Source organism: Cognatishimia sp. (assembly GCF_964229375.1).
GTDB lineage: Bacteria > Pseudomonadota > Alphaproteobacteria > Rhodobacterales > Rhodobacteraceae > Cognatishimia.
Genome location: NZ_CAXREH010000133.1, coordinates 1 through 14,315, shown reverse-complemented (window position 1 = coordinate 14,315; position 14,315 = coordinate 1). Strand labels below are relative to the sequence as shown.

The 14,315-nt window shown below is 57.4% G+C and carries 11 protein-coding genes, 1 tRNA gene and 1 pseudogene; 8 read left to right on the top strand and 5 right to left on the bottom strand.

The features are described from left to right. Positions 1-61: 61 nt before the first annotated feature. The gene (rlmB, locus tag ACEQWH_RS10200) at positions 62-838 is read right to left on the bottom strand and encodes a 23S rRNA (guanosine(2251)-2'-O)-methyltransferase RlmB (protein ID WP_370230414.1); all 777 of its coding nucleotides are present in this window, start codon (positions 836-838) and stop codon (positions 62-64) included. Between the two features lie 135 nt (positions 839-973). On the opposite strand from rlmB, the gene ACEQWH_RS10195 reads away from it, so the two are divergent. Continuing rightward, positions 974-1,057, top strand: a tRNA-Tyr gene (locus tag ACEQWH_RS10195). Between the two features lie 33 nt (positions 1,058-1,090). On the opposite strand, the gene ACEQWH_RS10190 is transcribed toward ACEQWH_RS10195, so the two are convergent. From ACEQWH_RS10190 to ACEQWH_RS10180, 3 genes are all read right to left on the bottom strand, one after another. Continuing rightward, complete coding sequence (locus ACEQWH_RS10190) at positions 1,091-2,371, bottom strand: O-antigen ligase domain-containing protein (protein ID WP_370230412.1); 1,281 nt, start codon at positions 2,369-2,371, stop codon at positions 1,091-1,093. 49 nt (positions 2,372-2,420) lie between these two features. Then, on the bottom strand, positions 2,421-3,860 hold the full coding sequence (locus tag ACEQWH_RS10185; protein WP_370230409.1) for a GumC family protein: 1,440 nt from the start codon (positions 3,858-3,860) through the stop codon (positions 2,421-2,423). A gap of 110 nt (positions 3,861-3,970) precedes the next feature. Further along, entirely contained in the window at positions 3,971-4,585 is a 615-nt protein-coding gene (locus ACEQWH_RS10180; RefSeq protein WP_370230408.1) for a response regulator, read from the bottom strand. A gap of 259 nt (positions 4,586-4,844) precedes the next feature. Here ACEQWH_RS10180 and ACEQWH_RS10175 point away from each other — a divergent pair, with 259 nt between their 5' ends. From ACEQWH_RS10175 to ACEQWH_RS10165, 3 genes are all read left to right on the top strand, one after another. Further along, positions 4,845-6,215 carry a sugar transferase gene (locus ACEQWH_RS10175; RefSeq protein WP_370230406.1) on the top strand — a complete coding sequence of 457 codons (1,371 nt, stop codon included), beginning with the start codon at positions 4,845-4,847 and terminating at the stop codon, positions 6,213-6,215. Positions 6,216-6,314: 99 nt separating this feature from the next. Further along, entirely contained in the window at positions 6,315-6,803 is a 489-nt protein-coding gene (locus ACEQWH_RS10170) for a molybdopterin-dependent oxidoreductase (RefSeq protein ID WP_370230404.1), read from the top strand. 36 nt (positions 6,804-6,839) lie between these two features. Further along, positions 6,840-9,308, top strand: coding sequence for an ATP-binding protein (locus ACEQWH_RS10165; RefSeq protein WP_370230401.1), 2,469 nt, complete (start codon positions 6,840-6,842; stop codon positions 9,306-9,308). On the opposite strand, the gene ACEQWH_RS10160 is transcribed toward ACEQWH_RS10165, so the two are convergent. Beyond that, a complete protein-coding gene (locus ACEQWH_RS10160; protein WP_370230417.1) occupies positions 9,305-10,513 on the bottom strand; it encodes a polysaccharide biosynthesis/export family protein in 1,209 nt (402 codons plus the stop codon). The two genes, ACEQWH_RS10165 and ACEQWH_RS10160, sit on opposite strands and share 4 nt — an antisense overlap. A gap of 225 nt (positions 10,514-10,738) precedes the next feature. Here ACEQWH_RS10160 and ACEQWH_RS10155 point away from each other — a divergent pair, with 225 nt between their 5' ends. From ACEQWH_RS10155 to ACEQWH_RS10140, 4 genes and pseudogenes are all read left to right on the top strand, one after another. Beyond that, positions 10,739-11,929, top strand: a complete 1,191-nt coding sequence (locus ACEQWH_RS10155) for an oligosaccharide flippase family protein (protein WP_370230399.1) — start codon at positions 10,739-10,741, stop codon at positions 11,927-11,929. Between the two features lie 2 nt (positions 11,930-11,931). Then, the gene (locus tag ACEQWH_RS10150) at positions 11,932-12,852 is read left to right on the top strand and encodes a glycosyltransferase family 2 protein (protein WP_370230395.1); all 921 of its coding nucleotides are present in this window, start codon (positions 11,932-11,934) and stop codon (positions 12,850-12,852) included. 8 nt (positions 12,853-12,860) lie between these two features. Beyond that, the gene (locus tag ACEQWH_RS10145; protein ID WP_370230394.1) at positions 12,861-13,901 is read left to right on the top strand and encodes a glycosyltransferase family 2 protein; all 1,041 of its coding nucleotides are present in this window, start codon (positions 12,861-12,863) and stop codon (positions 13,899-13,901) included. Continuing rightward, a pseudogene (locus tag ACEQWH_RS10140) lies at positions 13,894-14,315 on the top strand (glycosyl transferase); the annotation flags it as partial. The gene ACEQWH_RS10145 and the pseudogene ACEQWH_RS10140, both read left to right, overlap by 8 nt.

Here is a 14,315-nt window from a genome sequence, read left to right as displayed (position 1 = left end):
GGCAAGGCGGAGGCGGAAACTTTGAAAGTTTCCGATGTCGATTTCTTTTAAAGAAATCGAGTCACGGTTTGGCGGCATAGAGCGCGACGGCGGCGGCGGTAGACACATTGAGCGACCCAAAGCCCCGCGCGAAGTCGATTTTCACCAGATGATCTACGGTCTCTTTGGTTTTTTGCCGCAGCCCCGGCCCTTCGGCGCCCAGTACCAGCGCAACGGCCCGGTCGCGTTTGCCCTCAAGCACGTCCTCAATGCTGTGCTCGGCTTCGCCGTCCAGTCCCAGCACCAGATACTCCATGCCCTGCAATTCAACGATAGTGTCTGCAAGGTTGCGCATCCGCAGATACGGCTGACGCTCCAAGGCGCCCGATGCGGTCTTGGCAAGCGCACCGGTTTCAGGTGCTGAATGATGCCGCGTGCCAATCACAGCCTGCGCGCCAAATACTTCGGCAGATCGCAAAATCGCGCCAACGTTATGGGGGTCTGTCACCCTGTCCAAAAGCACCAGACGCGGTGGCGTATCGTCCTCGGGAATCGCACGGTCCGCCAAACTGCCCCAGTTCAGAGGCTTCACCTCTAACGCGGCCCCTTGGTGAACGGATTGCGGATCAATCGGCGGTTTGAATTTGCGAGGGTCCACCATTTCGGGCGTGATGCCAGCTGTGCCGATTGCATCCGCCAGTTTGTCATGTGCGTTCTTCGTTACCATCAAGCGCAGCTTTTCCCGTGCAGGGTTCAGCAAAGCATCCCGCACCGCATGTAAGCCAAACAGCCAGACCGTCTCGGCGCTTTGCGCCTTTTTTGCCTGCTCTTTTTCCACCACCCATTTGGGTTTTTTCATGATCTTTACCCGCGCTATCTCGTGGGGCACAGCAATGGGCAAAGACGAGGTGATCTGCAAGCGATTTTCTTGTTGACGCCCCCTGACATGGCCTGTAATCAGCCCCTCACATTCGGCTGAAAATGCTGATGCAGTGGGCGACAGGCCGCAAGGTGTGGCAGGGGACTGTAACTCCCTCGAGGCGACTCACGCTTGGTTCGATTCCAAGGTCGCCCACCATTTTTCCAAATCGGAACAGTTAGATGTAACGCGTTAGCGCGGGGCATAGGCTGTTTCGTTTGAGGCCGCGGGTGTCCCGCTGTCAGGCGACTGTAGCTCGGGCAGGAAAGGCTTTTCTGCGACTTCGCGGGCGTGGATGCCCCAGATCATCAATCCGGGCCACAGAAGATAGGCCTGAATTTCAATGTTCTCGCCAAACGACAGCAGGATCACCACCAAAGCAAACCCAAGCGGCAAGCGCCCGCGCGATGAGGTCAGCGCATCTGCGACGGCGAGTATGATCTGCAACACCAGCGGAATGAGCAGTGCAAAGAACCCAGTCAGACCTTTGACAAACAACAGCCCATACCAGGTGTGGTGGCTGCCAATCGGCATGTATTCCACCAGATGCGGCCCCGGCGCGACTCGGCCATGGCCAAACCAGACCGCCTCTTCGCGCCAGTGTTCCTCTGCGATGCGTTGCAAAGTGGCGCGGACCCGTGTGCTGTCGGCTCTGGCGTTTTTGAACGTGCTGACCGCCGAGCTCGCCATTTGGATCAACCGATCAATCGTCAGGCCAATGCCGACGGTTAGGGCCGACAGTGCGGCCCACGCCCATCGTCGACCTAGCAACGGCAGCAAACTTGGCGGGATCGTACAGAACACCAGCCCCACCAAGCCCATCCGCGACTTTGATGCCAAAACCATCAGGGTGCCCGCAGCGATCCCGATCGCTTTCCATTTGGGGGATCGCTCTTCCATGGCAAAGAGAACCATCAACACACCAAGCAGTGCTGCAAAGGGCGACCAAGGGGCATAGAATTGCCAACGCGCCGCGCCACTCGCGGGATCGATCGAATAGAGAAACAGGGTGAAATATTCCGGGCCAGGCCCGCCGACGGCCTTTAAAGGCGAGACGAATATTTTGCCCGGAAGACCCGCGTAGGGCGCAACGATCATCAAAGGCGCCAAGATAAGCAGCCACAGGCCGATAACGCATTGGCCCCGAATTAAGACCTCGCGCCGGATTGGCAGAACCGCGCCCGCCAAGGGAAACAACGCCATCAGCGCCCAGCCCTTGGCCCAGCCGATGGTGGAGCGGATCACGGTTTTTGTTCCAAAGCCCCAGTTGACGTGCCCGATCCAAAGGATGGGCAACATGGCAAGCATCCCAATGACCCAAAGCCACACAACCGGTGGCACCGAATGCGCACGCAGGTCAGATCGCATGGCGGACCCCAGATACAACGCCACAAGCGCAAGGCCGCCAAGAGACCATCCCAGAACCGGGCCTACGACGTAAAGCGCCCCAAACGCGTAAAAGGGCCAGGTCAACGTCAGCGTCTTGAAAACAATCGCTTCGGCCGGATTTTTTGGAACCACATCACCCGTCACGATGTTTCACACCAATCAGCCAGGCGATCAGACTGCGGCGCACCCAACCAAGTGTCAGCGCGATCAGCATCAACATCGTCGCCCCGATACCCGCCATCAAAGCCAGCTTCTTGCGCGGGGAACTTGGTCTGTCGGGCAGCGACGGGTTTTCCAGAACCTGCACCAGAGGATAGGACGCAAAGACATCCACCTTAGAGGATTGCGCCCGCGCGATGGCCGAGGCGAAAACGGCTTCGGCCACTTGAAAGTCCCGCTGCAGATCCTCAAGATGCGCAGCCGCAATAGCCGCCTGTTCCAGACGGGCTTTTTCTGCGAGGTGACGGGTATTCAAGGCCACGAACTGTGCCTGAACACCCGCCCTCTCTGCTTCGCACTCCACCAGCCTTGCCAACAGCGACGTCCTGTCTCCGAATTGAGAGACATTCAGACGTGCTGCATCGGACGCGGGCAATCCCGTGAGTGTGCTTGCCAAGCGCAGTGTGGCGCTTTGTGCGTCCTGAAAGGCGGATTCGGCGCGACGCAGCTCTGGATGGCGCGACCCGTAGTTGGACCGCGCCTTTCTAAGCTCTGTCCGCTTAAGCGCGGCGTCTTCGACCAGGGCGAGGTATTGTTGGTCGGAATACAGGTCCAAGGCGCGCGCTGCGTAGCTGGCGGAAAACCCAACGCTTGCCTCAAGCGCCTGAACATAGGCAGTTTTCTCTTCAAGCTGCGCGCGCAGCTCTATCAACTTGGCGTAACGATTGTCGTTTTCCTGAACCTGTGCGTTGAATTGATCGCGTGATAGAAACCCGGTTTGATTGCGCAGATCACTCATCGCTTCGCGGGTGGACTGAACCGAGTTGCGGTATTCTTCGATGGCGCGGATGGCCCCCTCTTCGCGCACCATCTGATCGTCGTTGCGCAGCAGATCGACCTCGGTGAAAAACGCAGCCAAGACCGCGTCAGCCCGCGCTTGCGCCTCGATGGGCGAAGGCCCTGTCAGCTCGACATGAATCAGGCCTGTTTGATCCACCAGCGTCACCTTGGGCATTGGCAGCTCTGACCGGGTCAAAGACAGTTTTTGCGCTGCCGAGTCCAGAATGCGATCTGCACGGATCAGACGTTTATAGGTCTGTGTCGGGCTGACGGAATTAGAGGCAAAGGCCGAGGATGCAAACGAGTTTGCCTGCCCGATCCCTTCCATATTCACCGAGGCCGACACCCCGGCGCCCGGCAAGATCAACGACATGGACGACGTGTAAACAGGCGCCGCAGATCCAAGATACGTCAAAATCGGAGACCAAATCACGCCGCACCAGATGCTGAAAACTGTCAAATAGCGCAGCACACGCTTGAACAGCAAAGCCCGCGCGCTTTTGGAGCGCAGCTTGCGAATAAGGGTCCGAAGCGTCAGCGGTGCAGCCGGCTCTATATCGGAATAAAATGCCATTTGATGGATCTCTCATGTCTATGAGAGCAGTCTGCATCACGTGGGCACGAAGATTTGGGGGGGAATAGGAGGTGGAAATGGGGCGTTTGGGCCGCCCCTATCCGTTCGGCTTAAAACAGCCCTTCGTCGCGTGCGACCAAAGCGGCCTGGGTCCGGTTGGACACATTGATTTTGCGATAAAGCGTTTTCACATGCAGTTTGACTGTAGGCTCGGAAAGCTCGAGATCACGGGCAATTTCCTTGTTGGACTTGCCTTCGGTCAGCCCTTGCAACACCTGAGTTTCGCGATCCGTCAGCTGCTTGAGCAGCGGGTGGTTGTTCGGCTCTGGCTCGGACGTCATGAAATCCAGCGGTGCATATTTCTCGCCCATCGCCATGAACTTGATCGCATTGACCAGTGACTTGGCAGGCAGCGTCTTGGGGATAAAGCCAATCGCCCCCATTTCCAGCGCTTGCTCCGCGACATCGCGGCTTGCTTCGCCTGACATCAGGGCAACCCGATGCACGCCGTTGCGATCGGATGCGGTTTTCAGACCCTCAAGGCCATTCATGCCCGGCATGTTGTAATCCAACAAAACCAGATCATAGGTGTAGTGACCGTCAATCAGGGCACATGCCTCGTCAAGATTGGCGGCAGTGTCGGTATCAATATTTCCCTCGGCCTGCATAAAAGCGACCAAAGAGTCGCGCAGCAGATCGTGGTCGTCAGCAATCAGAATTCTCATATTCAAAGTCCTTTTAACCCATATTGGATGTAGGCCTTCTGTCCTATCGCCTATAAATGTGGCCCATTTAGGGAATGGCACAGGATAAAATGTGGTTAAGAGATCCATCCGTTGGGATAGGCCCTAAATTGAATGAATAGTTTATTGTTCTCTTCTGGGCGACAAAATTCTCAAAAATCCTCTTTTTGCTCCATCCTCGATAAGGCGCTGTCCCGCTGAATTTACCAAGTTGATGCCAGACACAACTCGGAGAAGCGGTATGAAACATGTGCGAGCAGACGATATTTTGACGCCAGACAGGGTGGTTCCTGCGCTGAAAACATCTTCGGTGATGGACTTTGATCTGGTGAATGAAACGTCAGAGCGGGTGATTGAAACCCTGCTGTCCCCTGGCCGTCGCAAAGTGGCCTTTATGAACGCCCACTGCATGAATGTTGCCACGCGCTCCGAGGATTATGCACATGCTCTGCGCCGCGCAGATTATGTCTTGCCAGACGGGATCGGCATCGAAATCGCTGCAAAACTGTCAAATGTCTCTTTGAAAGAAAACCTGAACGGCACAGATTTGGGCCCGCGTCTGATGCAGCAGGCGGCTCTTGAGGGATTGCGTGTCTATTTTCTGGGCGGTGAAACCGGCACGGCCGAGCGTGCCGCGGAACGCCTGAGACGTCAGATCCCAGGCCTCAAGATCGTTGGCGCGCGTGATGGGTTTCAGGGTATGGTCGGCGCTGTCGAAGACATCAACGCCTCTGGCGCAGACATTCTCTTGGTGGCGTTGGGCGTCCCGCTGCAGGATCTTTGGATTGATCGTCATTTCGACCAGCTGAACGTGCGCCTCGCTTTGGGTGTCGGCGCCCTGTTGGATTTCTGGGCAGGCAATGTCGAACGCGCTCCCTCGTTCATGCGCCGCGCGCGCAGCGAGTGGGTCTGGCGGCTGATGATCGAACCCCGTCGCCTTGCTGGACGATATCTGATCGGCAACCTGACCTTCCTGACACGCGCCGCTCTGTTTCGCCTGAAGTCCATACGAGCAACCGACGTCCTGAAACGCGGCGTCGATCTGATCCTCAGCTTTGCGGCGCTTGTCTTTCTGATGCCTTTGTTTCTGGCCGTTACACTTGCAATCCGGCTGGAAAGCCCCGGCCGCGCGGTGTTTCGCCAGACGCGTGTTGGGCAGAATGGGCGGACGTTCACCCTTTATAAATTCCGCTCCATGTATGTGGATGCCGAAGAACGGCGCGCGGCGGTTCTGGCCCAATCAGACCGCGATGGGGTGTGTTTCAAAGCCAAGGATGACCCCCGCATCACCCGCACTGGCCGGATATTGCGCAGGTATTCCATCGATGAACTCCCACAGATTTTAAACGTGCTGCTTGGGCATATGTCGATTGTCGGGCCGCGCCCTGGCCTGCCGTGTGAAGTCGCAGACTACAGCGATCACGCGCGTCTGCGCCTTGCGGCAAAGCCTGGTCTGACAGGGCTGTGGCAGATTTCCGGACGAGCCGATATCGGGTTTGATCACATGGTGGAAATGGATCTGGCCTATGCACGCTCGCGGTCCGTGGCCCTTGATATCTTGATCATCGGGCTGACGTTCCGGGCCGTCTTTTCGGGGCGTGGTGCGTATTAATCCGGCGGTATCCTATCCACTCGGATAGGATGCTATGCTCTCAGGTCGTCACGCCATGCGATTTTTCTGTCAGTATGTCGCCACTAGCAGGAGGCGTTGATGCATTTTAGACATTCACTTTTGGCCTTGATCGCCACACTCACTTTGGCTGCGCCCCTACCCGCGCAGGCAATGGACTGTTCACCTGATGACCATGTCCTAGAGGCCACAACTTCGACAGTGACCTGTCTGTCTCTCGAAGATCTGAAACAACTGGGTGCTTCAAAAATCGAGACATCAACTCTCTGGACCGATGGGGTCCACCAATTCACGGGTGTGTTGCTGAGCGACCTTTTGACTCATCTCCAAGCGCAAGGCGACACCATCCAAGCGACCGCAATCAACGACTACTCCATCACGATACCTGTCAGCGATGCAGTGACTGGTGGCCCCATCGTCGCCTATTCCATGAATGGCGAACCCATGTCCCGGCGCGACAAGGGACCGCTTTGGGTGATCTATCCGTTTGACAGCGATGCAAAGTATCGGACGGAAACGATTTACTCTCGCAGCATTTGGCAGCTTAATAAGATCAAAGTTATTCAATAAAGTCGTCGGGGTCGACCCGCGACGGAAAGTCATCGCGTGAACAATCTTGGCGCTTCGTTTCGAGCAGCACAGCTGATCTTTATAGGGGCATCGGCCACTTGTCTGGCTGTGATCATCTTTCTGGCCGGATCTGTCGCCCGCGACCTCAGCGAATTGCGATCGGCCAAACGCGACACCGTGCAATGGACCCTGTCGCAGGTCGAGATCGAGTTTCTGGACTTTACCCTTACGCTGGAAACAGAGGGCAGCAGCGAAACGCCCAATCTGTCCGAGCTGCGCAAGGACTTTGATGTATTCTACAGCAGGCTTGCCATCGTATCCGAAGGCCGCCTGTTCAATGACGCAAGGATCGAGCGGCAATTTGGCGAGGCCACGGATGAAATTCAGGGGTTCCTGAATGACACAGCGATCCTCATGGATGGCTCAAACGAGGGTCTGCGCGCAGCGCTTCCTGACATCTTAACCCAGACGCTGGCCCTGCGACCCGCAGTGCGCAGCCTTTATATTTCGGGTCTGGGATACTTTGCGGAACAGGCCGACTTGTTGCGCAACCGCCTGGCAAACACGATGCTTCAGCTTTCTGCAGCCGCGGGCATTCTGTTGATTTTGCTTGCGATTCTGACGCTTTACTCGCGCGCCACCAACCGACAGTTGCGCCGGCAAAGTCACGCTTTGGTCAGTGCGAACGCGCGGATGGAGACCATTCTTGAAACGTCTCTGGACTGTATGATCGTGTCGGATGCGCAGGGGCGCGTGCTGGACTTCAACAAGACAGCAGAGCAGACCTTTGGTTTCCGCCTGAAAGACATCAAAGGCAAAAACATTCGCGATCTGATCGTTCCTCACGCCCTGCGCGACGCGCACCAAAAAGGCATGGAGCGCATGCAAGAGACCGGCGAGAAACGTCTGGTCGGTCATGGCCATATCCAGATTACGGCGCTGCGGGCGGATGGCACCGAGTTCCCCGTCGAGCTGGCCTTGGAAAGCGCACAAACGCTGGATGGCGAGATCATCATTGCCTTTCTGCGAGATATTTCAGAACGGGTACGCAGCGAAGAAGAGCTGCGCAAGGCGCGAGATCTGGCCTTGGCAGGTGAGAAAGCCAAATCCGATTTTCTGGCTGTCATGAGCCACGAAATCCGCACGCCTTTGAATGGTTTGTTGGGCAACCTGACCCTGCTTGGCGATACGCGCCTGTCGCGCGCACAGTCGCAATATCAGGACAACATGGAAATCTCTGGCCGCCAGTTGATGAAACACGTGAATGCCGTCCTGGACGTCGCGCGGTTTGAAAGCGGCAAGATGCCCGTCCGTGTCAGCAACTTTCACGTGGGTCATCTGGTGCAGGAAGTGCTGGACGGCCAAAGCGGCAACGCCGAAAGCAACGCCACCGCGCTCAGCTGGCGGTTTCTGGGCGCGCCTGTGGAATGGATGCGCTCTGATCGCAACCACATAGAACAGATCCTTCTGAACCTTGTGGGCAATGCGATCAAATTCACCCAAGGAGGGCGGGTCGAAATCGAGATAGAGAACTTGCTGGAGACGCTGGAATTTCGTGTGATCGACACAGGTATCGGCATCGCAGAAGAAGATCAGGATCGCATTTTTGAGGACTTTGAAAGTACGGGAACCGCAACCGGAGGTACTGGGCTTGGGCTGGGGATCGCGACCCGTCTTGTTAAATTGCTGAAGGGCGAGATCGGATTGGAAAGCACTCTCGGCGAGGGAAGTGTGTTCTGGTTCCGCATTCCCTTGCAGGTGGTTGATGAGCCCGAGCAGGCGTCCCTTGGCGATCAGAAAAACTCTTCGCTATCCGGCCTGAAGATCCTGTTGGCCGAAGACAACGAGATGAACGCCTTTGTCGCGCAGAAAATGCTGGAGAAAGAGGGGCACACGGTTTCCTTGGCGGAAGACGGGTTACAGGCGCTGGACGCTGTGCGGCGCGATACGTTTGACGTGATCCTGATGGACATCAACATGCCACGTATGGACGGTCTGACCGCGACACAAAAGATGCGCAACGACATTGAATCGACCAAGGTAACACCGATATTGGCCTTTTCTGCCAACGTGTTACCCGAAGACAAAGACCGGTTTTTGCAAAACGGGATGGATGGTTTTATCGGCAAACCGATCCAGATGGAAGAACTGCGCTCGGCGCTCGAGGCCGTCACTGTGGGGCATGTGCGTCCGATGATGAAAGGCTCGTCGGCTCAGCTTCCCACCAATGAGGCGCGCGATCTGATGGGCGAGAACTATGACATGTTCCTGACGCGCTTTCGCAACGAAGCGGATACCCTGATCGATTGGATTAAGGCAGGCGACACAGCGCCCGGTGATGTGGAACACCATTGTCACAAGCTGGTCAGCACCGCCGCGATGTTTGGCGCCAAGGATTTTCAAGCGGCGTTGCGCCGCTCTGAAAATGCGGCGAAACGCGGTGATGATGATATGCATCTGAACGCCTTGTGCGAAGTTTGGGAAACCACGCGCAAGACGCTCTAGTTGACCGCAGCCCCCAGCGCCAGCATCCCCAGAACCCGCGCGGCTTCGGCCACATTGGTAATGGTGCTGTCATAGCAGGCGATACCATCGCCAGGCAGCATATAGGGGTCATAGTCATCCCGATCCGCGCGGCGCAGCATATCTTCGATGTCACGTTCGATCACCACGGAAACCCCGGTGACCGGGTTGCGCGACAGCAGTATGGCAGAGCGATGCGCACTTGTGGCGCGGGCGCCGCCTACACAGTTGGTGTCGATCACCGCTTGCATATGACGTGTGCCATAGGGAATTTCGCGGACACTACGGCCGATCGCAGAGGGGGCGTTGCCGGTTGCTGGCTGCGTCAGATTGGACAGGAACAGCGACACACCGGGCGGGCTGATCGGACTGGGTCGCATCAAGTCGTCCTGAAAACACTGGCGCGAGGGTACAAAGATCTGATCACCGGTCAAAAGCATCACATCCACCATATTGCGCCCTTCAAAGACGCCGCGCATGTCGATCTTATAGAGCTTTCCATTGCGCCGCAGCTCTACCGCCGAGATATCAGCATCCGGACGAATGCCACCCGCGTTGCGCAGGGCAGCAGACAAGTTGCGCGCCTCGGTCGAGGCGCCCAGCGCCAGGGCACGGTTGCTGTCGATGGTGCCGCCAACGCCGCCGATCTCTACTTGATGCGGCTCAAACACAGCACCTGAGACGCCAACGCTGACAGAGGCAAAATCAGCGACGCGCACAGAGATCGGCGGTATGGTCTCGTAAAGGCCCGTGTCAATCAGCGCTTGGGCCAAGGCCCGTTCGATCTGTGGCCCGGATCGGCCTTGCGCGCGGATCGAGGGCATGAAGGGCACCTTCAAAGTGCCGTCGCGTGAAATCACGTAGCTGCCGGAAAGTTCTTCGTCGGTGCCAATCCGCACATCCAACAGGTCATTGCGCGTCAGCTTTTCCCCAAGCAGGGTCTCCAGCGCGATGGTCTTGCCAGCAATGCCCCCCCGCAGCGGCAGGCAAGGCACCTGGTTCATATCAACCGAGCGCAGGTACTGATTGTCCTGCGGTGTTGTGATGGCGCGGTATTGCGCCTGATAGGCGTGCCCGCGGCTGACAGGTTCAACATTATAGGGGGTTCGCACGGAGGCACATCCGGCAACGGCGACAAGCGCCAGGGCGGATGCGGCATGTTTAAAATGGCTAATCACTGATCGAATTCCAATTGTGAAGATACTCTTAATATTAAGCGCAAAATCTTAACAAAACCTTCGGCGCCATTGGTGAAAAGCCCTATCCCAACGGGTTGGCGGCGCTGCTTGTGGGCCAAATCCTGACCGTTCGCGAGCCCCTCGGCGCGGCTGTGACGCCTAGAGTGAAGTGACATTCACACGAGGTACACAGTGCACATTTCAAAGGTACATACTGCTTTTCTGACCGGCCTTATGTCGTACGGCGCATCGGAAATCGTGGCCAAGCTCTCGCGGCTGTTTGTGGTCATCGTTATTGCCCGCATGCTGTCCCCCGAGGACATTGGACTTGCCGCAGCGGCCTTTGCAATCTGTGAAACCCTCAAGGCGTTGACCGAGAATGGGGTTGGACAGCGGATCATCGCTGCCAGCGACACGGAACTCGCCGCCGTGACCAAACGGGCGCATTGGATTTTCTGGCGCTGGGCGCTGCTGTTGATGGCAGGTCAGCTGGCGCTGGGGGCCGCGCTTTATGCGCTGGGGTTTCAGGTTGTGGGTGGTTTGGTGGCGATCGCCGCCTTTGAATATCTTTTTATGCCAGGAGGACAGGTGCAGGTCGCCCTGGCAATGCGCGAGGGCAGACATCCCCAAGTGGCCACCATCGCAGGCGTTCAGATCGTCAGCGCGAACGTCTTGACCGTTGCTTTGGCCATTGTTCTGCCCTCGCCAATTGTTCTGATCCTTCCCCGCGTTCTGACGGCTCCGATCTGGTTGGTCGCGGTCAGACGCCTACGTCCCTGGCACAAGGATCAAACGGTTGCCCCTGCCCCTCTGGCCCCCTTTGTCAGCTATGGCCTGCCGGTTCTGGGCGTCGAAGGCGTCAAGGCGCTTCGGCTGCATACCGACAAGCTTGTGGTTGGTCTGCTGTTGGGGGCCGAAGGGCTTGGGCTGTACTTCATGGCCTTTAATGCTGGCCTGAACATTGCCACGTCTTATGCCTGCGCACTGGCCAAGATCGCCTTTGCCCACCTCAGCCAAAGCCTGAAGCTGGATATCGACGCGCGGCACTCCAGCGTCATGAGCCTTTTGATCATCAGCCCCTTCATTGCCGCACAGGCCATTCTCGCGCCGATCTATGTGCCTGTTCTTTTGGGCGACAGCTGGTCTCAGATTGTGCCTGCGGTGTCGATCCTTTGCCTATGCGCGCTGCCCCTGACACTTTGGACCGTTGCCGCCGCGCGGTTGCGCCTGAAGGGACATCCGGAGATCGAACTCGGCGTCGATGCGCTGCTCGTTCTGATGCTCACCCTGTCCGCCGTTGTCACAGCACCGATGGGATTGACAGCCATGGCCATCGGATATGTCGCCACAACCACCTCAATCCTGGTGATCGCGAGCGCTCCGCTGTTCTTCCCAAGTATCGCCAAGTCCATTCAAGAGGTCTGAGAATGCCCAAGTACTCTGTCATCATGCCCTGCCACAACGCTATGGACACGCTGGATGCGGCCATCAGCTCGATTGTCGCGCAAACCCGCTGGGACTGGGAGTTGATTTGTATCGATGACGGCTCGCAGGACGGCACGCTGCAACGGCTGCAAAGCTGGGCAACGACAGACCGCCGCATTCGCGTGATCCATCAAGAGAACTCAGGCCCCAGTGTCGCGCGCAACAAAGGGGCAGCCGCCGCGCAGGGCTCTATTCTGTGTTTCTGTGATGCGGATGATCTGTGGGTCGAGACCAAACTCTCGGTACTGGATCAGGTCTTTGCCGCTTATGAAATCGACGGCACCTATGCGCAAATTGCCTTCTTCAAAACGTTCGGAAAGGCGCAGACCCTGTCGACAGTTGGCCCTGCGCCGTTGTCGATCCCAGAGCTGCTGGGCGAAAACCCTGTCTGCACAATGAGCAATGTTGCGGTGCGTCGCACAGTGTTTGAAACCCACGGCGGGTTTTCCGAAGACTTGGTGCACAACGAGGACCTGGAATGGCTGATCCGGCTGGTTGGGAATGGATGCGCAATCCACCCGATTGACCGTCTTCTGGTTTGGTATCGCACCTCTGCTGGCGGCCTGTCTGCTGACCTTCAGCGCATGGCGCACTCGCGCGACATAGCTCTAAAGACCGCATTGCACTTTGGGTTTGAACCCAGTGCTGCGCAAGAAGCAATTTACCTGCGCTATCTGGCCCGCCGCGCTTTGCGGCTGAAACATGGGCGCAAGATCGCCCGTGGCCTGACGCTCCAGGGTCTAAAAACAAGCCCGCGCGGATTTCTGTTTCCCCTTAGACGTGGCGCAGCCACAGCCATTGCAGCCTTAGTCGCGCCGCTGTTGCCCGCCCCCATCCAACGCAAAATCTCTTTCGGAAAGTGAGGCAAGACATGCATCGAGCAACCATCGTCGTCCCGGCCTTCAACGTCAGCGCAACTCTGGCTGACACGTTGATGTCTCTTAAAAACCAAACCTATCAGGATTTCGAGGTGGTCATAGTTGATGATGGCTCGACCGACGCCACCAAGCAAGTAGCAGAGCCGTTTCTGGACGACCGCCGCTTCTGGTATGTGCATCAGGCCAATCGCGGCCTGTCTGGCGCCCGCAACCGTGGCATAACCGAAGCCAGCGGCGAATTCATCGGGTTTTGTGACGCTGATGACATGTGGCACCCGGACAAATTGCGCCGCCACGTCAAACATTTCGACAACAAGCCGAACGTCGGCGTCAGCTATGCCGGATCGCAGATGATCGACAGCCATGGCCGCAAATTGACGATCCGCCAGTCCCCGCGTCTGCGAAACGTCACCGCAGCGCATATTCTCAAGCGCAACCCGATTGGTAACGGATCCTCTGCGGTCATTCGGCGCGCGGTTTTTGACGATATCGCCTATGTGCACCACGACGCCTATAACGCGTTTTCATATTTCGACGAAACCTTTCGGCAATCCGAAGATATCGAATGCTGGATGCGTATCGCGCTTTTGACCGACTGGGCCTTTGAGGGCATTCGCGGCGCTCTGACCTATTACCGTGTGGCCGCCGAAGGGCTGTCATCGGCAACCGAGCGTCAGTTGGACTCTTGGGAAAATGTCATCGCGAAACACCGCCCCCTGCATCCGGCGTTCTTTGCGCGCCACGAGGCGGCGGCGCGGGCCTATCAACTGCGCTATCTGGCCCGCCGCGCCATCAGCAACGGAGACGGGGTTGCAGCGCGCGCCTATCTGAAACGCGCCTGGGCCTCGTCGCGTGAGCCAATCTGGGCAGAGCCCATCAAGTCCAGCATTACCGCGGCGGCGGCACAGGCCGCGCGCTTCCTGAAAATCGAGCCCCCAGCGCAGAAAGCGCTTGTTAAGGCCCCTGTGCCTAGACTGCGTCACAGATCGCAGCCCCATATTCACTCCATTATTAAGGGAGACTCCTATGAGTAAACCACGCATTGTACATCTATTGGACGACACCACCACCGGCGGGGTGACCCGTGTGGTCGCGCATCTTTGCAACTCCCCAAGGCTTGCCAAACAGGGCCAGCACGAGATCCGCATCATCCCCAAAAACGCAGCGGATGTTCCTGTGATCGAGGCTGATCTTATCGTGTCCCACCTGACAATCAGCTGGCGTGGTCTGGCCGGGTTGATCGCGCTGCGGGCCAAGCATCCAAATATTGCCCTGATCCACGTTGAGCACAGCTATACCCAGAGTTTCACCGCGCTGAATGTGACCAATCGCGAACGTTTCTTTTCACTGCTGCGCACGGCCTATTCGTTGTTTGACACGGTCGTCGGCGTCAGCCGCGCCCAGTACAGTTGGCTTGTGACACGCGATCTTGTGGCCTCGGATCGCTC